The sequence below is a fragment of the Chitinophagaceae bacterium genome, from assembly GCA_016699815.1.
In the GTDB taxonomy this organism is placed as follows: domain Bacteria; phylum Bacteroidota; class Bacteroidia; order Chitinophagales; family Chitinophagaceae; genus Ferruginibacter.
Genome location: CP065012.1, coordinates 2,625,531 through 2,646,198 on the forward strand (window position 1 = coordinate 2,625,531; position 20,668 = coordinate 2,646,198).

Here is a 20,668-nt window from a genome sequence, read left to right on the forward strand (position 1 = left end):
GTCAGTCTTCTATTAATACACCCATTTTGCCCATTTGATAATCCCTGTAAGCCTCCATAATTTCAGAGGAAGTATTCATTACAAATGGTCCCCTTGCTTCAATAGGTTCATCAATTGGTTCCCCGCTGCCTACAAAAAACTTACTGTTTTCCAAAGCAGTAATGTCAAAACTTTCTCCATCTTTATTAAATAAAATCAACTCCTTATTGTTTACCTCAGTATTTCTATTTACAATTATTTTTCCACTTAAAACATACAATAAGCTGTTTTGGTTTTTAGGAAAGTTAAAAGTATAAGTGCCTCCTTTTTTAGCTTCACCCATTATTGTAGTAACAGGTGTAAGTGTAGGTATTTTGCCGCTTACATTATCTAATTTCCCGGCAGGCAGCCTTAGGGTTACCAACCCGTCTTTACTGGTTAGTGTTGGGGTTTCCTCTTTGGAAGAAGGATAATAGGCAGGCGGGTCCATTTTATTTTTTGCAGGGCTGTTTACCCATACCTGTAATAGTTCCTGTTCGCCACCATGTTCAAATATATCATCAGGTACCCTTTCGCTATGGATAACGCCCATACCGGTATTCATCCATTGGGTGCCTCCTTCATAGATAATACTGTTATTCCCACGGCTGTCCCGGTGATGAACGCCCCCACGGTAAATAAAACTTACGGGGCTAAATCCCCTGTGTGGGTGTGGCCCAACGCCTTGCTGGCTGATGGGTATCGTTTTACTGATTACTGTTTCTGCATGGTGAAAAACCAGGAATGGGTTAAAAAAACCGGAATCGGTTGGCAAAAGCTCCCTTACCTTCATAGAACCTACATTTATCGGCCTTCCTTTTTCTATTTTTTTTATTGTTTTTTGTGCCATTGGTATTTTCCCCTTTATTTTTAATTGATTTTTTTACAAGAATAAAGTTAAGTATATTTGCTATCTATTAGTAAGCACTATACTTTTGTATAGCGCTATCCACAAAGTTACTTAAAGGAGCTGTACCATGGATAAAAGAGTAAAATTGGGAGAAAAAGAGTGTTCCCTTATGTTAATACCCGTAAAAGATGCCCTGGAGGTGCTGGCAGGTAAATGGAAGCTGCAGATTATTATTGCCCTTACCTTCGGTAAAAAAAGGTTTAAGGAAATTGCGAGGGAAATTGGCGGTATTTCTGATAAAATGCTGTCGAAGGAACTCAAAGAAATGGAGCGGCACCAGTTAATTGTGAGAACAGTTTATGATGCATTTCCGCCGGTGGTAGAATATGAGTTGACCCCTCATGGTAAAACCTTGCATAAGCTTATTGATAGCCTTAGAGACTGGGGAAATATTCACCGTAAGAAAATTTTTGGAAAATAATTGCCGCTAAATCATAAGCCATTTTAATTTGCAGGATTTAATTTTTTCTTCATTAAAAGGGTTATCATTTTTTTTATAGCGACTGTTTTGAATTTGCTTTATATCTTTGACGGCAATAACAGGTTTAAAATTACATGTATTATATAGTTTACGGTTTGCTTTATTGTTTTTCCCTGCTGCCATTTTTTATATTATATGGTATAAGCGATTTTGTTGCTTTTATTTTATACTCAGTAATGGGCTACCGTAAAAAAGTAGTGCTGGTAAACCTGGGCATTGCTTTTCCCGAAAAACCAGAAAAGGAAAGGCGGCAAATTGCCAAACAGTTTTACCGCAATTTTACCGATACATTTATTGAAACTTTAAAACTTTTGAGCCTCTCAAATAACCAAATTTCCCATAGGGGGATTATAGATATTACTGATGTGCAACCCTTAATAGAAAGTGGTAAAAACATACAGTTTATGGGTGGCCACCAAATGAACTGGGAGTTTGTAAATATGGCGGTAGCCGAAAAAATAAATATTTCCTGGGTGGGGATTTACCTGCGCATCAATAATAAAATAATGGATAAGATTATTTATAAGATGCGCTCTAAAAGAGGTACTGTACTGGTTGCGGCTCATGAATTTGTAACCTTACGAAATGCTGTTTTTAACCAGCAATATGCAATTGGGCTGGCAGCCGACCAAAACCCCGGGAACCTTACAAATGTTTATTGGTTGAATTACTTTAATAAACCTGCCCCCTTTTTTTCCGGTCCCGATAAATCGGCAAGAAACAGCAATATTGCAGTGGTATTTGTAGATATGGTAAAAGTAAAAAGGGGATACTACAAATTTGTTCCTGAAGTTTTTTCAAAAGACGGGTCTCTGCTAAATGAAAAAGAGTTTACTTTAAAATACCGGGATTTTATGGAGCGCATTATTCGTAAACAGCCAGCAAATTATTTGTGGAGCCATAAGCGGTGGAAATGGGGATACAGGGAGGGTTATAAATGGATTGATGGCACACCGGAGCCAGCTTTTGAGGATGTACGGAGCCAATATTATTCACCTTAAAATCAGCTTTGCCGTAACACAGTTTTACGCTGTACCATAAATGCTTACCGGCTGAAAAAAGAAAAGATATTTCAGCGAAGCTTCAACTCTGTTTCTTACACCAATTTTTTTATAAATATTTTTCAGGTGCTGCCTTACTGTATGGGGAGAAAGAAAATTTTGTTTGGCAATCTCCTGGTCAAATAAACCCATACTTACCAGGGCAAGAATTTCAATTTCCCTGTTGCTAAGTTCGTTACTCAATGAGGTTTTCATTTTTTAAAAATTTTAGGGTACAAAGATGAAAGGGATATTCAATCAAAACAACGTGAAAAACACCCAATTTTAGGAGGGTGTTTTAACGGTAGAAAACTTTCTAAAGCTTTGGGAAATAAAGCCAGGTTCCTGTTCTGGGCAAACTAATTTAAAACGGTTTTATCTGTTTCCTTAACTATGTTTTGCTGTTGTGCAATTTTTTCCCAACCACCCAGTACATTTCTTAAATTATGAAGACCTTGTTTTTTAAAAATAGAAGCTGAAATAACGCTCCTGTATCCACCGGCGCAATGGATGTATAAATTTTGGGAATCCTCAAAATTTGCCAGTTGTGCAGGGTCGGTTATTTCATGCAGCGGAAGGTTAATAGCTCCTTTTATATGGCCATTGCCAAATTCAGTTTCCCTACGAACATCTACAATACATAAATTGGGGTCGTGCGGTATATCCATTGCCAGTTCATCGGCTTCTACATCTATTATCATATCAATGGGTTCACCGGCATCTTTCCATGTGGGAAACCCATTGTGCAAAAATCCATCCATTTTATTAAACCCAACCCTGGCAAGCCTTACCACCGATTCTTCTTCCTTGCCCTCCGTGGTTACCAGTATTATATTTTTATCAAAAGGTAAAAGGCTCCCTGCCCATTCGGCAAACCTGCCTTCGAGGCCAATAAATACCGATCCGGGAATAAAACCCTGTGTAAATTCTGTAGCATTCCGTGTATCGAGTATAATACTTCCTTCTGTTGCCTTTGCCTTAAAGCTGTTAATATCTAAAGCCAACATTCCCCGCATTTTTACATCTTCCAGTTTATCATAACCCTTTTGATTAATTTTTGCATTAACTGCAAAATATACGGGTGCCTCCTGTAAGCCGCTGGTAATGGTTTTAATAAATTGTTCTGCAGTTTGCGGCTGCAGCGCATAATTGGATTTCTTTTCTTCCCCAATAGTACTAAAAGTGTTGGGACCAAGGTTTTTACCACAGCTGCTTCCAGGCCCATGTGCAGGGTACACAATAATGTGGTCTTCCAGGGGTAAAATTTTAGACTGTATCGTTGCATACAGTACCGCAGCAAGTTCTTCGCTGCTCATATTTCCACTGCTTAAATCGGGCCTGCCTACGTCTCCTACAAATAAAGTATCGCCGGTAAAAATTGTATGGTTTTTCCCGCTTTCATCTTTTAATAAATAGCAACAACTTTCCAAAGTATGGCCAGGCGTGTGTAAAACTTCAATAGTTATTTTTCCAAGGTTAAAAACTTCGCCGTCTTTTGCATTATAGGTTTTATAAGCCGTTACTGCTCCCGGGCCAAATACAATAGTAGCACCAGTTTCATGGGCAAGGTCAATATGGCCACTTACAAAGTCGGCATGAAAATGCGTTTCAAAAATGTATTTAATTTGGGCATTACGCTCCCTGGCCATTTCCAAATACAGGTTTGTATCCCTTAAGGGATCAATTATAGCCGCTACTCCTTCGCTCTCAATATAATAAGCAGCTTCGCTAAGGCACCCTGTATAGAGTTGTTGAATATACATTTATATAAAATTTATTAAAATAATTAAGTAGTAAACAAAAAGCGAGCCTTAGCCCGCTTTGCATCCAGTAAAAACAATTTTTTTTAAGCAACAAGTTGCTCAACTATATCCCCAACTTGTTCAACTCTTTTATAATTTACAGTGTAGTAAATAAATTTTCCATCTCTTTCTGTATTTACAAAACCGGCTTTACGCAGAATTGCTAAATGCTGAGAAGCAACGGATTGCTCAAGGCGCATTTTTATATAAATCTCTGTAACGGTAATTTTCTTCTCCGTTTCTATCAAATGTAAAATCTGTTGCCTTAATTTGTGGTTAAGGGCACGCAATACCAATGCAGCCTTTTTTAAGTTGTGGTAATTAATTTTTAATGCCTCTGAGTTTACGTTAACCAACGTATTCTCAGGTTCTTGTAAATGAGTGGTAACCGTCATAGGTTTGTAATTTTTAAATGCTTGAACAATTATTTAAGTTGCAAATATACAAAAAAGCTGCTATTTATTTTAATATAATATTGTTAAAATAAAAAATATGTGCCTTTATTTTCCGTAGAAATCCTTAATATAAAATGGCTCTGATAAAGCCAGGCTAGCAAATTTGCGCTCATAAAAATTTGAATATGAAAGCATTGCCATTGATGACGGAAAATGTTCTGTTGGGTCGGTAATATGATATTTACTATTTGGGAAAATTTTTGAAATTTTGATTGCCCCGGTGCCCATAAAAAATACTTTATTAGCGAAATTCATAATGTAATTTAAAAATCCTTCATTGATTATTTCAGCTTTGGGAGCAATTATTTCTTTAAGTGAAGGGCTGTATAGAGCAGTAAAAACCTCCATTCTCCTTGCATCTATCATGGGACATAAATAAGCATCCTTTTCTGTTGAATGTTTTACTGCTGCATGTCCAATCATAGCTAATGAGTTAATGGTAATGAGTGGTAAGTTTAATGCATAACATAACCCTTTTGCAGCGCTCATTCCCACCCTTAAGCCGGTGTAAGAGCCTGGCCCGGCAACAACTGCTACGGCATTAATTTTTTGGTTAGGTAAATTATCAAGGAGTGATTTTATTGCTGTATGTAAAAATGCAGCATGCTTGTTTTGGGTTTCATTTTTTTGTAAAGCAAAGATTAGTCCATTTTCTGCAATGGAAACAGTAGCTATTTGTTCTGAAGTATCAATATTGAGGATGAGGCTCATAAATTACATTCTTTTACCAGCAATGGCGCTGGAAGGTAGCGTTCATCTGAATTTGATAAGTTGGAGAGCAAAAAATAAATATTTTTCCTCCCTATTTTTTCGCACCATTCAAATGGCCCGTATGGATAATTGGTGCCAAGCCTCATAGCAATATCTATTTCTCCTTTTGTGCTTACGCCTTCGGCTAAGGCAATGTAAGCTTCATTAATAATTAAAGCTATTATCCTTGCACTAATAAAACCCGGAACATCACTGCAAAAAATTGGCTCTTTACCCAAATGATGAAAAAGGTTCAAAATCCCTGGAGTGGTTTCACCAGAAATTTCCCATTTAGTTTTTTCTAAAAAACCATTCCAATCATTAAATCGGATAACATTTGCAGCAACATTCATTTCTTTATTGCTCTTACACACGCAACCTAATAATACAGGTAAATTATCTTCTTTTATGTTTAAGTATTCCTGTGTAATATTAAAAATAATAAATGCATTTGCTTTTTGGGCAAAAAGCATTTCGGTATTTTGAGCTGTAATTAGTTCAGTATCCGAAATATTTTTTAAAAAATCCATTTGCCAGGGCTCACCATTCAAAACGGCTATTTTCATTAAGTTGTTTTTTGCAAAAATAGTGGCATATTGTTACAATTTGAGTTGCCTTTGATGCATTATACAAGTTTATTGACATGCTGTTTATAACATTATGAATTATATAAACAGGGAAATTGGTTATTTTCAGTTTTATTTTAAATATTTCAGATGTCTCCATTAGTACTATTGCTTTTTGTAGCGGGTTATTTTTTACTCTTAATTGCTGTGGCCTGGTACACAAGCCGAAATTCCAACAACGAATCTTTTTTTATAGGCAACAGAAATTCCAACTGGATGCTGGTTGCCTTTGGCATGATTGGCACCTCTTTGTCCGGTGTAACTTTTGTAAGCGTGCCCGGCGCAGTAGGTAAGGAAGCTTTTGCTTATTTTCAAATTACCATTGGCTATCTTATTGGGTATATTATTGTAGCCTTTGTTTTGTTGCCATTATATTATCGTTTAAACCTTACCTCAATTTATAGTTATTTAAACGACAGGCTTGGCATACGTTCATATAAAACAGGCGCTTCTTTCTTTTTGGTTTCCCGAACGCTGGGAGCAACAGCACGCCTTTACCTGGTGGTAAAAATTTTGCAGGATACCATACTTTCTGGTTTTGGAATCCCTTTTTGGGTAACTACTATCATCATTTTAATTATGATTTTACTGTACACCTACGAAGGTGGCGTTAAAACCATTGTATTTACCGATACCTTACAAACCACATTTATGCTCACTGGTTTGGTGGTTTGTGTTGGCTATATTTTAAGTACTATGAACCTGGATATTGGCAGCGCCATGCATCAAATGAACGAAAAAGGGCTGGGTAAAATATTTTATACCAACCCCGACAGTAAATTATTTTTCCTGAAACAAATTGTTGCAGGTGCTTTTATTACCATTACCATGACCGGAATGGACCAGGAAATGATGCAAAAAAATATTTCTGTACGTACCTTAAAAGATTCTCAAAAAAACATGGTAACGCTATCATTAATTATGATGGCGGTAATAATGTTGTTCCTTTTCCTGGGCGGTTTATTGTATTTGTATTCCGAAAGCCTTGGCGCTGTAATGGAAAATGGGAAATATGTACTCAATGGCCTGGATGTAAATGGCGATAAATTATTTCCCTACCTGGCTTTAAACCACATGCCGCATGTGGTGGCTATTATTTTTATCATTGCCTTAATTTCTGCATTATTCCCAAGCGCCGATGGTGCTATTACTGCGCTTACTTCATCGTTTTGTATAGATATATTGGGCATGAAGCGTAAGGATAACTGGCCAGAGGCTGAAAAGAAGAAAACAAGGCAAAGAGTACACTTAATTGTAGCGCTTGTTTTTCTTTTTTTTGTAATGGTATTTCATTGGGTTAATAACCCCAGCATGATTGGCGTAATTTTAAAAGTTGCTGCTTATACTTACGGGCCACTGCTGGGCTTGTTTAGTTTTGGCATTTTTACAAAAAGAAAAATTGCCGATAAATGGGTGCCTATAATTTGTATTGCTGCGCCTGTACTATGTTACCTGCTTGATGTGTATCAAAAATATATTTTTGGTAATTTTCAAATTGGCCTGGAGTTGTTGCTTATTAATGGCCTCATCACATTTGCCGGGTTGTTAATAATTTCAAAAAAAGCAAATTAGTATCATGGATTTGGTTCATCCTTTAGCAGAAAATTACGCAGCAAAATTTACTTCGCCATTGGATGCAATGAGGCATAAAGTAGAGCAGGAAACCCTGGCTCATCATGAACATTCAATTATGCTTAGCGGTCATGTACAAGGAATAGTGCTGGAAATGATAAGCAGGATGATAAAGCCTGTGAATATATTGGAAATAGGCACATTTACAGGCTTTAGCGCTTTATGCCTGGTTAAAGGTTTGCAACCGGGAGGCATTTTACATACCATTGAAATACGGGATAAGGATGCAGGCATTTGCGAACAATATTTTAAAGAGGCAAAAATGCAGCAGCAAATAAAATTACACCGGGGAAATGCTTTGCACATAATTCCTGCATTACACGAAGAATGGGATTTGGTTTTTATTGATGCTGATAAAGTTAGCTATATTCAATATTACGAGTTAACTTTGCAAAGGTTAAAACCCGGCGGCTTTATACTGGCAGATAATGTGTTGTTTCATGGCGAAGTGCTTGAGGAGAAGTTAACAGGAAAAAATGCAAAAGCAATTGCCGCATTTAACAAATATGTTGCAAATGATAGCCGGGTTCAGCAGGTAATACTTACACTTAGGGATGGTTTAATGCTCATAAGAAAAAAATAAATGGTATAGCAGCATGATAATACCTTACGCTGCATATAGCTTTGTAAAATAAAATATCTTTTAAATGAAACAACTTGGAATTGGCGTTTTAGTATGTTTATTGGGCTACTACGGTAATGCCCAAACAGCGCAGCAACTGGCTTATATTGATACCTACAAAGACCTTGCCGTAAAAGAAATGAAACGTAGCGGCATACCCGCTTCCATTACCCTTGCACAGGGTTTGCTGGAAACAGAAGCAGGAACCAGTGATTTAGTACGTAGGTCAAACAATCATTTTGGCATTAAATGTAAAAGTACCTGGACGGGCCCAAGCGTAAGCCACACCGATGATGCCCCCAATGAGTGCTTTAGAAAATATGCAACAGCAGAAGAAAGTTATAGCGACCATAGTAATTTTTTAAAGGGTAGCGACAGGTATTCGTTTCTTTTTGATTTAGCATCTAATGATTATAAGGGCTGGGCATACGGTTTAAAAAAAGCCGGCTATGCAACCAATCCCAACTATCCTAAAATGCTCATTAAATATATTGAAACAAATAACTTACAACAGTACGACCAGGTAGAAATGATACCAGGCGACATTGCAATTACGGCACCTGAAAAATTACCGGAGGTAAAGCCCGTAGTAAAACCAGAAAAAAAATCACCGCTTGCCAAAGTTGCCGAAGTGGTAGAAAAAATTGTAAAACCAACCCCGGTTGTTGTTAAAAATCCCAAATTAATGGCAGCAAAATCAAAAGTAAATGGCATTAAAGCTTTATTTGCACAAAAAGGTACTTCTTTGTTAGCTATTGCAACGGCAAATGATATTCCACTGGCGAAATTGCTAGAATTTAACGATAGGGATACAGATGGGCTGCTGAATGAATACCAGGTAATTTATCTCGATAAAAAAATGAAACAAGGCAACAAGTATGTTTACTTTTCTTTGCAGGATGAAACCCTCTACCAGGTAGCGCAAAACTTCGGTATACAATTGCAATACCTGGTGCAGTATAATAATATTTCGGGTTCAGCCAGGGTTAAAAAAGGCCAAAAAATATTCCTTAAACCCACTGCAAATACAGAACTGACAAAATCAAGATAAATGCCTGTAATAAAAGTACACGATAAAAATTTTATACCCTTTTTAAATGAAGCAGAAATTGCAGGGCAGGTAAAAGCTATTGCCCAAAAAATAAATGCAGACTATGAAGGTAAACGGCCATTGTTTATTGCCATTCTTAACGGCTCCTTTATGTTTGCCAGTGATTTGTTTAAATATTTGGGCATTGAGGCGGAAATTTCTTTTATAAAACTTGCCTCCTACAAAGGCACCAAAAGTTCAGGCAATGTAATTACCTCTATTGGCCTCGATGAACCTTTAAAAGGAAGGCATGTTATCATACTTGAAGATATTGTGGATACCGGAAAAACATTGTTTGAATTTTTACCGCAATTAAGGGACCAGCAGCCAGCTTCATTAAAAATTGCTGCGCTGCTGCATAAGCCGGAGGCATTGAAATACCAACTTGAAATAGACTACTTGGGGTTTAATGTACCCAATAAGTTTTTAATTGGCTTTGGCCTGGATTATGATGGACTGGCAAGGAACCTTGGCGCAATTTATCAGCTTACAGAAGAGTAACATATTTTTTTCATCTACCCTGCGAAACAAAATTTCAATATTTTACATAGGTGAAAAGCCTCATTGTATATTGCCTCTTTATGTTTTTTGCAATCTTAGCAAAAGGGCAATATTATTTACGTGGCGAAGTAAAAGATGATAAAGGCAATGCACTTCAAAACGTAAAAATTTTTCAGCATAGTTCCCGTTCCATCTACCAAACAGGCCCATGGGGGAGTTTTGGCATTAAAAGCTTATTAGGTTCCGATACACTTACATTTACTATAGACGGGTATGAAACAGCTAGCAAAGTGCTTTCGCATAATCAATGGCAAACTATTGTACTAAAAGCCAGCACGGTAAACAGCAATAAATCAAAGCCCAGGCTAATTTCTCTTTCCGGTAATGAAAATAGCGATGGAAGGTTTACGAGTACATTTGACAACGAAACCTATTTTAAGCTGGTAGAAAACGAGTTTGTGCCTGCCAGGCAATTTCCAAAAAACAGTTTTTCATTAAATGTAAACAAGGCATCGTACAGTAATGTGCGCCGGTTTATAAATATGCAAAGCATTGTGCCCACCGATGCAGTGCGGATTGAAGAAATGGTGAATTATTTTAACCTTTATTACCATAAGCCTGTTAACAACAATTTGTTTAATATTGAAACACAAATCAGCTCATGTCCCTGGAATGCAAATGGCCAGTTATTGTTTTTAAATGTGAGCGCACGCAAACTGGATATGTCTAAAGTTCCTCCGGCAAACCTTGTATTTCTCATCGATGTTTCCGGTAGTATGGATATGCCCAACAGGCTCCCGTTATTAAAAGCAGCTTTTCAACTTTTTGTAAAAAACCTGAGGCCAATTGACCAGGTATCCATTGTAGTGTATGGCGGATCGGTAGGCCTGTGGTTAGAACCCACATCCGGAATATATAAAGACTCCATTGCTAAATCTATTGAACAACTTACCGCAGCAGGCGATACACCAGGAGAATCGGCAATTAGGGCTGCTTACAACCTGGCAAGGAAAACTTACATAAGTAATGGGGTAAACCGTGTAATACTTGCTACAGACGGGGATTTTAATGTGGGCGAAAAATCAGAAGAAGCCTTAGAAGAACTCATAACCGTACAAAAACAATCTGGCGTTTATTTAACCTGCCTGGGAGTAGGTATGGGAAATTTTAAAGATTCAAAACTGCAAACCCTAGCCAAAAAAGGCAATGGAAATTATGCTTACCTGGATGATATTATGGAAGCCGAAAAAGTGCTGGTGCAAGAATTAACCCAAACTTTTTATGCAGTTGCCGATGATGTGGTGATGAATTTAGAATTTAACCCGCTGCTGGTAAAGCAATACCGTCTCATTGGATTCGATAACCGGAGAGATGCAGTTACCGACCCTTCGAGCTATATAGAAGGTGGGGAAATTGGCAGTGGAAGCAGTACGCTGGCAATTTTTGAAATTATTACTTCTCTGCCACAGGCTTCAGATAGCCAAAATATTGCTTTAATAAAATTGCGCTACAGCCTTTGCAATAATCCTAATGTGGAATATTTAAACTTTCCGGTAATAAATAATTTTGAACCATTTAACCGTTTGCACAACGAATTAAAGTTGGCCACTTCAATTGCGATGTTTGGAATGCAATTAAGAAATTCAAAATACCTGGGCACTACAACCTGGCAAATGATTTACGATATTGCCCTTCAGTCTGCAAATACTTCCAATTTTTTGCAAAATGAATACTTGTCCCTTATCAGCAAAGCCGATGAGCTCTACAACGGTCCAAAAAAAAGGCCTGGCAAAAGGAAAAAGAAGAATTAATTTTTATTTTATTGTGTATTTTTTAGTAGTATTTCTACCTGCATTTTCATACAGTTTGTAGTGTTGTTACGTTGTGTTTTTTGCTTGTTTTGCATTGATTATCACCTATTTTCACTATTTGGGTCATTTGTTTTCCACGCTGCACAATATTTTTTCCCCTCTTTAGTTATAAATTTCGAATAGGGACATTTTGTATTCAGGAAAAATCCCTTTTTAAAATAGCTAACCACCGAAAAACCCAAGTTATGATCCTTATTTACGCATTAGGCAAACGCTGCCTTTTTGTAGCTTTTGTACTCTCATTTAGTTTTTTTCAATCGGCAAATGCACAGCAATTTCTAACTAAAATAGGAGATTGGAATGCTTATGTACATTTACCCGATGATTATAACGACGGTACAAACCAAACTTATCCACTCATTATTTTTGTACCTGGCTTAGGGGAATGTGGAACAAACCCTTCAAAACTATTAACCTATGGCCCCTCAAAATTTATTGCAGAAGGTAATACCATGCAGTTTACTGTAGATGGGAAAACAGTAAAGCCAATTGTAATTTCTATGCAACCGGTAAATACATGGCCAAGCCCTGCTTCAATTAACGACAGGATTGACTCTATTTTATTGCGTTGGAGAGTAGATCCTAAAAAAATCAATGGCACCGGCCTTTCAATGGGCGGATGGGCATGGCAAAATTATATTGATGGCTACAGCCTTACTTATACCAACAGGCTGGCATCAATGGTAGTGATGAGTGCTGTTCCTCCGGATAATACTATTCCTAAAATGAAAACCTATGCCGAAAACGGTGGAAAATGGTGGGGATTTGAAGGTACACAGGATTACAGGCTTATGGATATAATAAGGGATACTTTAAATAGCGGTAAAGCTGCGGCTGCACATTATACCCAGTATGTTGGTGGCCATTGCTGCTGGAACACATGGTACAACCCAAGCTGGACCGAAGGTGGTGAAAATATTTACACCTGGATGATGAAACAAACCAGGCCAGATGAAACTGCACTGCCCGTAATATTATTGGATTTTATAGCAATGCAAAATGGTAAAACTGCATTAATTAAATGGCAAACAACCGAAGAAGTGAAAAGCGATTATTTTGTTGTTGAAAGAAGTATAGATGGTACCAATTACAGTAATTTAACTAATAATATTCCTGCAGTAGGGCAGGGTTCTTCTATCAGAAATTACCAGGCAATTGATTATAACCCAAGTGCCGGAATTAATTATTACCGTTTGAAAATGGTAGATATTGACGGAAGTTTTGAATACAGTAAAGTGCTTACCGTGCAAATGAAAGGCATCAAAGGATCACCAATTGTTATAGGCGGAATTATACGCAACGGAAGAATGATAGATATCCGGATCAACAGCCTTAAGCAAGCTGCAGTTTCAATGACTATTTCTGATGCTACGGGAAGAGTGTTACAACAATTCAGGGCAAACCTTGTTGCAGGTTTAAATACTATAAGCAGGCCGGCAGGTTTATCCAAAGGCATGTATTATGTTACCCTTATTCAGGCAGATGGCACACGCCAAACAGTACCTTTCTTTAATAACTAAGCATATCTAAAGTTTCGAGTTGAAAAGCGGCAAATTATTTTGCCGCTTTTTTAATGTAATGTATATACGGATACTATAAATAAACAATTTCCGTTTAGTTAAAGTTTATTGGTATTTTTATTAAAATTTTTTGAATAATGGAATGGATCACAATATTAAAATGCCCTATTAGCGGAGCCGACCTTAGAAAACTGGAAACAGACGAAATTAATAACCTGAATATAAGGATTAAAGAAAATAACCTTTGGCAATCGGATGGCAAATTGATGACAACCGAAATTTCCGAAGGCCTTATTACAAGCACCAGGCAATATATTTATCCAATTATTGAGGGAATTATTTTATTGCTACCCGACCTTGCAGTAGTGGATTCCAAAGAAAAAATTAAAGGTGATACACTCAGCGATGATAAAAAATTGGTAAAAGATTTTTATGATAGCAGGGGATGGCATACCACTGATAAAGGGGATTATGAAGATGCTGATATTTTTGAAGATTTAAGGCCATTTGCCCAGGATTATATTACCCAATGCCATAACAGGGTGAAACGTTACCTGAATGCCTCCGGTAAATACATGATGGATGCAGCATCGGGTGCACTGCAATACAACGACTACCTGCAATACTCCGAAGGTTACCAATACCGAATTTGTGTAGATATGTCCTTTCAGGGTTTAAGTGAATGTAAAAGAAAATTGGGCGATAAAGCTATTTGCCTTTTGTGTGATATGACAAACCTGCCCGTAAAAGACAACCAGATTGAAGGTTTTGTTTCACTCAATACCATTTACCATATTCCCAAAGATGAGCAGGTGAAAGCCATAACCGAACTATATCGTGTTTTGCAAAAAGGCGGCAAAGGTGTAGTGGTTTATGATTGGTACAAGCATTCTCCCTGGATGAATATTTCATTATTGCCCTTTCGGGGGGTAGAATTTATACGCCACCGTTTACGCAATTTATTTGCCAAAGCATCGGGTAAACAAAAAGCATCAAAGATGCTTTATTTTTATGCCCATCCTTACGAATATTTTAAACAAAATTTGCCCATGCCATTTAAGCTGGCCTGCTGGAGGTCTATCAGCGTGCCATTTATGAAAGTATATACGCATTCTGCGCTTTTTGGCAAACAAATATTGGATAAAATTTACCGTGCAGAAGAAAAAAATCCTGAAAAATATGGCTTAAAAGGTGAGTACCCCATGTTTGTTTTTGAAAAATAAACAAAATCTAAACATCCCTGTTTTTAATGATGGTAAACTTTTGCTTTAATTTCATAAAATGCTTTTCATATAACTCGTAGGATAGGCCGGCAACAATAGCCGTTACTATTACGCTGGTAATTGGGTATAATATATCGTAGGTAAAAATATTTTTTCCGGGTATCATTTTCATAAAAGCCATAAGCACCAGTTGCGATAATACGGCATGATAAACATAAATGCCATAAGAGTATTTTCCCAAAGATTTTAATATGGGCTTTTCAAGGTTTACAAAGAAGTTTCCTGTACTGGCTGCAAGTATCAGGTAGGCATATAAAATAGATGGTGTAGTAGCAAAAAAATAATCCTGTTCAAATTGCGGCATAGGAATTACCTTAATCATATATAAAAGGGTAAACAGCGCCACGCAAACCTGTATCCATTTATTGGTAACATATTTCTCTACTTTGGCATAAATATTTTTATTAAAATAAATATAAGCAGCCAATATACCCATACCAAAATTATCTATACGGCATAACGTAAACAGGTATAAAGGGTTGTTGTTATTAAAATCTACTCCCTGGGAAACATCTAAATACCTCATGTAAAATTTAAAAACAAAAGCAATGGCTATCATCCCTAAAATAATGTATAAAATACTTTTATACCATTTTTTTACCAGCCATGGCGCCAGCAGGTAAAATTGCTCTTCAATACATACCGACCAGTACAGTTCAATAATTCCCCGGTTGAGTGTTGCAAATAATAGTTGCAGGTTTATGCTAAAGGTAAATAAGTAAAACAAGTTTTCTAAAACCGGCGTATCAACAGGGTTGCCCATGTGTTTCATGGCCCAGTCTATACCAAAAATTTGTATCAACCCAAAGCCAAAATACAAAGGCCATATGCGTAGCACTCGACGTATATAAAAGCTTTTTACACTAATGGTTTTTTTAAACTCATGTTCTGCAAAAAGCAGGTAAAAAATAAGGAAGCCGCTTAAAACAAAAAATAGCGTTACACCATAGCCGCCAAACTCCTTAAACTGGTGGAGCATGCTATTGGGTAACGCTGCATGGGTATCTGCTTTATACTCGGATGTATGCTGCAATATTACCAGCAAAGCGGCAATAAAACGGATGCCATCCAAATTTTTAAAATATACCTTCATGCAAAATTATTTTATAAGGGTATCTATTTCCTCATGTATCTGATGTTGGGTGGAAACAGATATTTCATTGGCTTTTTTAGCCTTAAATAAAGAAACAATTTGTAAAAAAATAAATTTAGGTATATGCCACAATGCCTTATATAAATTTTTGCCTGCACCGGAATTATATAAAGCTATAAAAAAGCCAAGGGTAAAAAGCAATAAAGCAAATACCCAGGCCAATGCAAAATAGGGGTTGATGAAAAAGTTAATCACCGTTATAGCAAGGCAAAGAATAAGCAACATAAATAATGGCGGCCTCACCAGCACAAATCCAAACAACCATTGATTAAGGTTGAAGTTAATAATTCCCTTTAACATGAGTTGAAAGCCGAACTTTGAATATCGGAACCATGTATTAATCCATCTTGCCCTTTGCTTTACCAATTGGTCTGCCGACGCAGTTTTTTCGTCATACACTATGGCGTTTTCGGCAAATGCAATCCGGTGATTGCGTAGGAGTATTTCTTTTTGAAGTATTTTATCAAACCCTGCGCCGGAAGAGTTGGAGCTTTGCAGGCATTCTTTGTAGAGCGCAGTGGTAAAAGCCATACCGGAACCCGAAAGCATGCAGGAAGAGCCTATCCCAAATAATATTTTCCGGTCATAAAAAAGATAATACATTTCATTAACGGCATCAAGCGATGCATATTCTGTATTGGTGTTTTTAGCTGCTCTTACGCCCTGTACTGCTTTAAAGCCCCTGTTGAACCATTTATTGAGCCCGGACAGATAAGCCGGGTGCGTTAAATTATCACTGTCAATAATGGTTACAATATTATGAGGCCTTTTAAAATTGTTAATGGCGAGAAAATGGGATTTTAGCTGATTGCCCAATGCAGGCTTCGGTTTTAGGATTACCAGTTTATCATGTTCGGGAAAAATTACGTCATCGCCACAGTTATCGGCAACTACATAAATCATATAATGCGGATAATCCTGGTTCAATAAAGAGGTGATTACATTAGGCAGGTTGCCTGCATATTTATAAGCTGTAACAATAATGCCATAATCGGGCGCAAGAATGGGTTGGCTTTTAATTTTTTGCGTTTTAGATAAAAGTAACCACCAGGTATAGGATATAACCGGAAACAACAGGATGAGTGCAATAGCCACCTGGAAAACGATCCAAAAAATAGTAAATACCTGCAATGCCATTTATAAATTATTTAAAACCATTTTATAAATTTCTTTAGTTTGATTTGCCGTTTTTTCCCAATTGAACCTTTGTGCATTTTTAAGGCCTTTTTCTTTTAGCTGGTTGTATAAATTTGCATCAGTAAGTAAACGGGTAATTGCCAAAAAAATTTCATTGGGGTTTGCAGCATCTACAAATAATGCCGCATCTCCTGCAACTTCGGGTAATGAACTGTTGTGTGCGGTAATAACCGGTGTGCCGCAAGCCATACTTTCTACAAGTGGCAACCCAAAGCCTTCGGCAAAGGATGGGTATAAAAATAAATATGCATTGCTGTACAATAATGGCAGTGCAGCAGCTTCAATATATCCTGTATAAAGGATATTGTTTTCTGGTAGCAGCAAATTTTCTCTTTGGGCAATAGCTGTAATAGTTCCTTTGCTGCACCCTGAAATTACCAATGGCAGCGCATTTTCTTCTTTAAAACAATATTGAATGTAGGCTTTTAATACGCCGCTGGTATTTTTTCGGGTAGCGGTATTGCCAAAGTGCAGCAAATATTTTTCTGGGAGTTTATATTCCGTTCTAAAGGCAACCGATTTTTGTATATCGGTACATGGCCTGTAAATAGCGTTGAGCCCGTTGTAAACTACATGCACTTTATTTGCCTGTACATTTAGTGCAGCAACTATTTCTTTTTTTGCAAATTCCGAAACGGCAATAATGGCTTTTGCTTTTTTTGCCGCTTTGGGTACTATCCACCGCCTGTACAGGTTGCCAAAATTTTGATAGGCAGAGCCCTTAAACCCACCGGCTTGCATATAAATTACATCATGTATGGTAACCACCATGGGCGTTTTGCAAAACAAAGGCGCAGTATTGGAGCAGCAATGTAATAATGCTGCGTTTAATTTTTTTATAAATGATGGTAACAGTATTTGTTCCCAAATAGGGTAGGCCTTTGCAGGCAATTGGGCTACCGTAAAGTTGCTGCTGCTGGTTATGCATTCATCCACATCTTCTTTTACTACAACCTGGTAAATAAAATCGTTTCCGGCAGCATTTTTCAAGTGCTTTAATATTTCCAATGCTACTATTTCCATCCCGTGTTTTTTGGGGCGAAACAATCTTTGGGCTTCAATAGCAATTATTTTTTTCATGATACAGCAGAATATTTTGTGTGTGTAACATTCCACCACAGGGCCTTTAAATAAGTTTTGAGGTGTTTAAGCTTTCCGGTAAATAAATACAGCAAAAAAGTTTTGGGAAAACTAATACAGCAATAAAATAGCGTAAATACCAACAATTGAAAAGGGTTGCAATTTCTTCTCATAAATAAAATGCGGTTGCGGGAAATATAATATTCCTTTAGTAAACTTTCTTTACCAACCGACATGGATTCTTTATGGTAAATAACTGCCGCAGGTTCATAATAAATTTTATAGCCGGCTTTGTGTATCCTCATGCTCCAATCCCATTCTTCATAATAGAGAAAAAACTTTTCGGGAAACATACCGGTTAAATTGGCCGCTTCTTTTTTTACCATCATGGCACAGCCATGTGCGCCAAAGGTATAGCCTGGGTTATCATACCTGCCATCATCTTTCTCTTTATCGCCAATGCTGTGGGTGCGGCCGGTATACATGTTCATTTTAGCAAAGCCGGCAAATTGAATATAATCCGGGTTGTCGTAGTATTTTATTTTAGGGCAAACTACAGCAATTTGTTTATCGGTTTCAAATGGTTTTAATAATTTTTCTATTAAATCTGCCGTTACTTCAGTATCATTATTTACAATAAAATAGTAATCGCCATTTGCCTGCTGCATGCCCCAGTTGTTTCCCCCTGCAAAGCCAAGGTTGGTGTTGCTTTTCAATAGCTTTGTTTTTGGGAAATTTCCTTCAGTTATTTGTTGTGTAGGGTCTACCGTTGAGTTCATGTCGCAAACCAGTATCTCATAATTTTTATAGGATAACACTTTTGTAGATTCCAGGAACCTGCGGGTAGTATCTGTGCCATTATAGTTTAAAGTAATAATGGAAACCATTGGGTTTTGGTAAGCGTTCATTACCTGCAAATCTACACATTCGTTTTTTGTAAAAGCGCTGTAGGTGTTTTAAGCATTATTTTAAAATCACCTCCCAGGCTTCGGGTGCGGGCATAATCAATATCGAGGGAAACCCTTTCGGCCGTACTCATTTCTTCGCTGCCCCTTTTAGAAACCTGCCATAGCCCTGTAATGCCAGCTGGTGCCATAAACCTTTCGGCCCATTCATCGGTAGTGAGGCTTACGGCTTCATAAAGCGGCAAAGGCCTGTTGCCTACTATGCTCATATCGCCAAGGAGTACATTAAATAATTGAGGTAACTCATCTAAGCTGCTGTTACGAAGAAATTTTCCGCATTTTGTAATGCGTGGGTCGTCTTTTACTTTAAAAAAATTAGGGCCTTTTACTTCGGATGAGTATTGGTTTTGTGCAGATAATTCAGCAACTTTTTTATCGGCATCTGCTACCATAGTACGAAACTTGTAAAATTTAAAAATCCTGAAACCCTGCCCTGCACGGGGGGAGCTGTAAATTGCCGGCCCTTTTGAGCCCAGCTTTACACATGCCCCAATCATTAAAAAAAGTGGCGACAGTAAAGTTATTGCCGTTGCAGAAACCACGATATCAAACAGCCGCATAAGGGGATGCGTTTTATGCTGATGGGGTTCTACTCTTTTGGCATTATCTTTTTTTAATGCCATGCCGCTAATAAACCTGGCTTTATCGGGCAGGATGCCGTAATTTTTTTTCAGGTTAATAATATCATCAACCAGTTGTTGTTTGTAGAGTTTATTTAGTTCTTCTGAATTTAAAGCAAGTTCATTATAAACTGTGGGTATATAACTGTTTTTTTTCCAGTTTGCCTGCCATATTTTAAATGAAATAAGTTCTTTATAATCTAATGGGCCATCAATAATAATAAGTGCCGGAATAAAACCGGTTTCTTCAGAAAGCAATTTAACGGCTTCTGTAAAATCGTTTACCTTTTTACTTTGAGAAAAATGATTGAGTAATTCACAAGTAGTTGAGGTGTCGGTGCTGCCTACAAATAAAAATTGATGTGTGACAGGGGCAATATCCATTTCATTACCCTCTAAACCATGGGATTTAGCGGTGGCTTGCATATTAAGCAATTTAGTAAATAAATACCAAACAGCCAGAGGTTAGCGGCATTGTTTGACGTTAATTAAATTAGCTGGTTCCTCTTAGAATATGTTGAGATTAAATGGTATCCTTCTCTTACGATTACTTGTTTTAGCATATACATTTACCAATTCACGAACTTTATCGGAAAGATAAACAGGATCAAAAGGTTTTGTAAGAAAAAGCGATACGCCAAGTTCGGCAGTTTTATGCTTTAATGACGGATCATCGGAATTTGATATTACCACTGTGCGTATATTACTCAAAACAGAACTGGTGGAAATATGCTGCAGCAGCTTATAATTATCCGACGTATCGTTAGGGATGTCAAGTATAATCAGGTCAGTCTCATCTTGAGACTGAAGTTTTTTCATGGCTTCGGAGCAGGAAAAAGTTCTGGTAACTGCATAATGTTTTTTTAATACAGTTGAGACCAAATAGCCTACCGGGCCATTGTTTTCGATTGTTAAAATTTCTTTTTTTACCACTTGTAATGATTTTTTGTTTTTGAAAACACATTATGTGCAAATAATCATTTCTCAAGGGGATAAATTGGAGACGTAGCGGCGCTTCGGTACCTTGCTGTAGAAAAATATTATATTCCTCT

Annotated in this window: 21 protein-coding genes; 9 read left to right on the forward strand and 12 right to left on the reverse strand. The window is 37.3% G+C overall.

Annotation, left to right across the window (positions count from 1 at the left end):
* Window position 1: 1 nt before the first annotated feature.
* Window positions 2-868, reverse strand: a complete 867-nt coding sequence (locus IPO46_11680) for a pirin family protein (GenBank protein QQS62733.1) — start codon at window positions 866-868, stop codon at window positions 2-4.
* Between the two features lie 127 nt (window positions 869-995).
* On the opposite strand from IPO46_11680, the gene IPO46_11685 reads away from it, so the two are divergent.
* Both IPO46_11685 and IPO46_11690 read left to right on the forward strand, forming a co-directional pair.
* Window positions 996-1,349, forward strand: coding sequence for a helix-turn-helix transcriptional regulator (locus IPO46_11685; GenBank protein ID QQS62734.1), 354 nt, complete (start codon window positions 996-998; stop codon window positions 1,347-1,349).
* A gap of 134 nt (window positions 1,350-1,483) precedes the next feature.
* Complete coding sequence (locus IPO46_11690) at window positions 1,484-2,410, forward strand: lipid A biosynthesis acyltransferase (GenBank protein ID QQS62735.1); 927 nt, start codon at window positions 1,484-1,486, stop codon at window positions 2,408-2,410.
* Between the two features lie 24 nt (window positions 2,411-2,434).
* Here IPO46_11690 and IPO46_11695 read toward each other — a convergent pair whose 3' ends face one another.
* The 5 genes from IPO46_11695 to IPO46_11715 form a co-directional block, all read right to left on the reverse strand.
* Entirely contained in the window at window positions 2,435-2,665 is a 231-nt protein-coding gene (locus IPO46_11695; GenBank protein ID QQS62736.1) for a helix-turn-helix transcriptional regulator, read from the reverse strand.
* Between the two features lie 143 nt (window positions 2,666-2,808).
* Complete coding sequence (locus tag IPO46_11700) at window positions 2,809-4,212, reverse strand: MBL fold metallo-hydrolase (GenBank protein ID QQS62737.1); 1,404 nt, start codon at window positions 4,210-4,212, stop codon at window positions 2,809-2,811.
* Between the two features lie 83 nt (window positions 4,213-4,295).
* On the reverse strand, window positions 4,296-4,646 hold the full coding sequence (locus tag IPO46_11705) for a helix-turn-helix transcriptional regulator (protein QQS62738.1): 351 nt from the start codon (window positions 4,644-4,646) through the stop codon (window positions 4,296-4,298).
* Window positions 4,647-4,751: 105 nt separating this feature from the next.
* The gene (gene tsaB, locus IPO46_11710) at window positions 4,752-5,417 is read right to left on the reverse strand and encodes a tRNA (adenosine(37)-N6)-threonylcarbamoyltransferase complex dimerization subunit type 1 TsaB (GenBank protein ID QQS62739.1); all 666 of its coding nucleotides are present in this window, start codon (window positions 5,415-5,417) and stop codon (window positions 4,752-4,754) included.
* Window positions 5,414-6,022 carry a hypothetical protein gene (locus IPO46_11715; GenBank protein ID QQS62740.1) on the reverse strand — a complete coding sequence of 203 codons (609 nt, stop codon included), beginning with the start codon at window positions 6,020-6,022 and terminating at the stop codon, window positions 5,414-5,416. The genes tsaB and IPO46_11715 overlap by 4 nt, the downstream gene beginning before the upstream one ends.
* Window positions 6,023-6,172: 150 nt before the next feature.
* On the opposite strand from IPO46_11715, the gene IPO46_11720 reads away from it, so the two are divergent.
* The 7 genes from IPO46_11720 (at window position 6,173) to IPO46_11750 (ending at window position 14,541) form a co-directional block, all read left to right on the forward strand.
* Complete coding sequence (locus IPO46_11720; protein ID QQS62741.1) at window positions 6,173-7,654, forward strand: sodium:solute symporter; 1,482 nt, start codon at window positions 6,173-6,175, stop codon at window positions 7,652-7,654.
* A gap of 4 nt (window positions 7,655-7,658) precedes the next feature.
* On the forward strand, window positions 7,659-8,297 hold the full coding sequence (locus IPO46_11725) for an O-methyltransferase (GenBank protein ID QQS62742.1): 639 nt from the start codon (window positions 7,659-7,661) through the stop codon (window positions 8,295-8,297).
* 64 nt (window positions 8,298-8,361) lie between these two features.
* Window positions 8,362-9,387 (forward strand): glucosaminidase domain-containing protein, encoded by a 1,026-nt coding sequence (locus tag IPO46_11730; GenBank protein ID QQS62743.1) that lies wholly within the window; start codon window positions 8,362-8,364, stop codon window positions 9,385-9,387.
* Window positions 9,388-9,927 (forward strand): hypoxanthine phosphoribosyltransferase, encoded by a 540-nt coding sequence (gene hpt, locus IPO46_11735; protein ID QQS62744.1) that lies wholly within the window; start codon window positions 9,388-9,390, stop codon window positions 9,925-9,927. It abuts the gene before it with no gap.
* An 80-nt stretch (window positions 9,928-10,007) separates the two neighbouring features.
* Window positions 10,008-11,738 (forward strand): von Willebrand factor type A domain-containing protein, encoded by a 1,731-nt coding sequence (locus IPO46_11740; GenBank protein ID QQS62745.1) that lies wholly within the window; start codon window positions 10,008-10,010, stop codon window positions 11,736-11,738.
* Between the two features lie 245 nt (window positions 11,739-11,983).
* Window positions 11,984-13,318: a T9SS type A sorting domain-containing protein gene (locus IPO46_11745; protein QQS62746.1), complete on the forward strand. Its 1,335-nt coding sequence runs from the start codon at window positions 11,984-11,986 to the stop codon at window positions 13,316-13,318.
* Between the two features lie 137 nt (window positions 13,319-13,455).
* Window positions 13,456-14,541 carry a class I SAM-dependent methyltransferase gene (locus IPO46_11750; protein QQS62747.1) on the forward strand — a complete coding sequence of 362 codons (1,086 nt, stop codon included), beginning with the start codon at window positions 13,456-13,458 and terminating at the stop codon, window positions 14,539-14,541.
* 7 nt (window positions 14,542-14,548) lie between these two features.
* Here IPO46_11750 and IPO46_11755 read toward each other — a convergent pair whose 3' ends face one another.
* The 6 genes from IPO46_11755 to IPO46_11780 all read right to left on the reverse strand — a co-directional run bounded on the left by IPO46_11755 (window position 14,549) and on the right by IPO46_11780 (window position 20,549).
* Window positions 14,549-15,694: an acyltransferase gene (locus IPO46_11755; protein QQS62748.1), complete on the reverse strand. Its 1,146-nt coding sequence runs from the start codon at window positions 15,692-15,694 to the stop codon at window positions 14,549-14,551.
* A 6-nt stretch (window positions 15,695-15,700) separates the two neighbouring features.
* Entirely contained in the window at window positions 15,701-16,891 is a 1,191-nt protein-coding gene (locus IPO46_11760; GenBank protein QQS62749.1) for a glycosyltransferase, read from the reverse strand.
* A complete protein-coding gene (locus IPO46_11765; GenBank protein QQS62750.1) occupies window positions 16,892-18,031 on the reverse strand; it encodes a glycosyltransferase family 4 protein in 1,140 nt (379 codons plus the stop codon).
* Window positions 18,028-18,939, reverse strand: coding sequence for a glycosyltransferase family 2 protein (locus IPO46_11770; protein ID QQS62751.1), 912 nt, complete (start codon window positions 18,937-18,939; stop codon window positions 18,028-18,030). The genes IPO46_11765 and IPO46_11770 overlap by 4 nt, the downstream gene beginning before the upstream one ends.
* 11 nt (window positions 18,940-18,950) lie before the next feature.
* Window positions 18,951-20,000 carry a sugar transferase gene (locus tag IPO46_11775; GenBank protein QQS64400.1) on the reverse strand — a complete coding sequence of 350 codons (1,050 nt, stop codon included), beginning with the start codon at window positions 19,998-20,000 and terminating at the stop codon, window positions 18,951-18,953.
* Window positions 20,001-20,123: 123 nt separating this feature from the next.
* Entirely contained in the window at window positions 20,124-20,549 is a 426-nt protein-coding gene (locus IPO46_11780) for a response regulator (GenBank protein QQS62752.1), read from the reverse strand.
* Between the last annotated feature and the right edge of the window lie 119 nt (window positions 20,550-20,668).

Coding starts and splice junctions, on each gene's coding strand:
- IPO46_11715 (QQS62740.1), bottom strand. CDS start 6,022: ATGAAAATAGCCGTTTTGAATGGTGAGCCCTGGCAAATGGATTTTTTA.
- hpt (QQS62744.1), top strand. CDS start 9,388: ATGCCTGTAATAAAAGTACACGATAAAAATTTTATACCCTTTTTAAAT.
- IPO46_11775 (QQS64400.1), bottom strand. CDS start 20,000: ATGGATATTGCCCCTGTCACACATCAATTTTTATTTGTAGGCAGCACC.
- IPO46_11680 (QQS62733.1), bottom strand. CDS start 868: ATGGCACAAAAAACAATAAAAAAAATAGAAAAAGGAAGGCCGATAAAT.
- IPO46_11725 (QQS62742.1), top strand. CDS start 7,659: ATGGATTTGGTTCATCCTTTAGCAGAAAATTACGCAGCAAAATTTACT.
- IPO46_11750 (QQS62747.1), top strand. CDS start 13,456: ATGGAATGGATCACAATATTAAAATGCCCTATTAGCGGAGCCGACCTT.
- IPO46_11765 (QQS62750.1), bottom strand. CDS start 18,031: ATGAAAAAAATAATTGCTATTGAAGCCCAAAGATTGTTTCGCCCCAAA.
- IPO46_11695 (QQS62736.1), bottom strand. CDS start 2,665: ATGAAAACCTCATTGAGTAACGAACTTAGCAACAGGGAAATTGAAATT.
- IPO46_11770 (QQS62751.1), bottom strand. CDS start 18,939: ATGAACGCTTACCAAAACCCAATGGTTTCCATTATTACTTTAAACTAT.
- IPO46_11740 (QQS62745.1), top strand. CDS start 10,008: ATGTTTTTTGCAATCTTAGCAAAAGGGCAATATTATTTACGTGGCGAA.
- IPO46_11745 (QQS62746.1), top strand. CDS start 11,984: ATGATCCTTATTTACGCATTAGGCAAACGCTGCCTTTTTGTAGCTTTT.
- IPO46_11730 (QQS62743.1), top strand. CDS start 8,362: ATGAAACAACTTGGAATTGGCGTTTTAGTATGTTTATTGGGCTACTAC.
- IPO46_11690 (QQS62735.1), top strand. CDS start 1,484: ATGTATTATATAGTTTACGGTTTGCTTTATTGTTTTTCCCTGCTGCCA.
- IPO46_11720 (QQS62741.1), top strand. CDS start 6,173: ATGTCTCCATTAGTACTATTGCTTTTTGTAGCGGGTTATTTTTTACTC.
- IPO46_11685 (QQS62734.1), top strand. CDS start 996: ATGGATAAAAGAGTAAAATTGGGAGAAAAAGAGTGTTCCCTTATGTTA.
- IPO46_11700 (QQS62737.1), bottom strand. CDS start 4,212: ATGTATATTCAACAACTCTATACAGGGTGCCTTAGCGAAGCTGCTTAT.
- tsaB (QQS62739.1), bottom strand. CDS start 5,417: ATGAGCCTCATCCTCAATATTGATACTTCAGAACAAATAGCTACTGTT.
- IPO46_11760 (QQS62749.1), bottom strand. CDS start 16,891: ATGGCATTGCAGGTATTTACTATTTTTTGGATCGTTTTCCAGGTGGCT.
- IPO46_11705 (QQS62738.1), bottom strand. CDS start 4,646: ATGACGGTTACCACTCATTTACAAGAACCTGAGAATACGTTGGTTAAC.
- IPO46_11755 (QQS62748.1), bottom strand. CDS start 15,694: ATGAAGGTATATTTTAAAAATTTGGATGGCATCCGTTTTATTGCCGCT.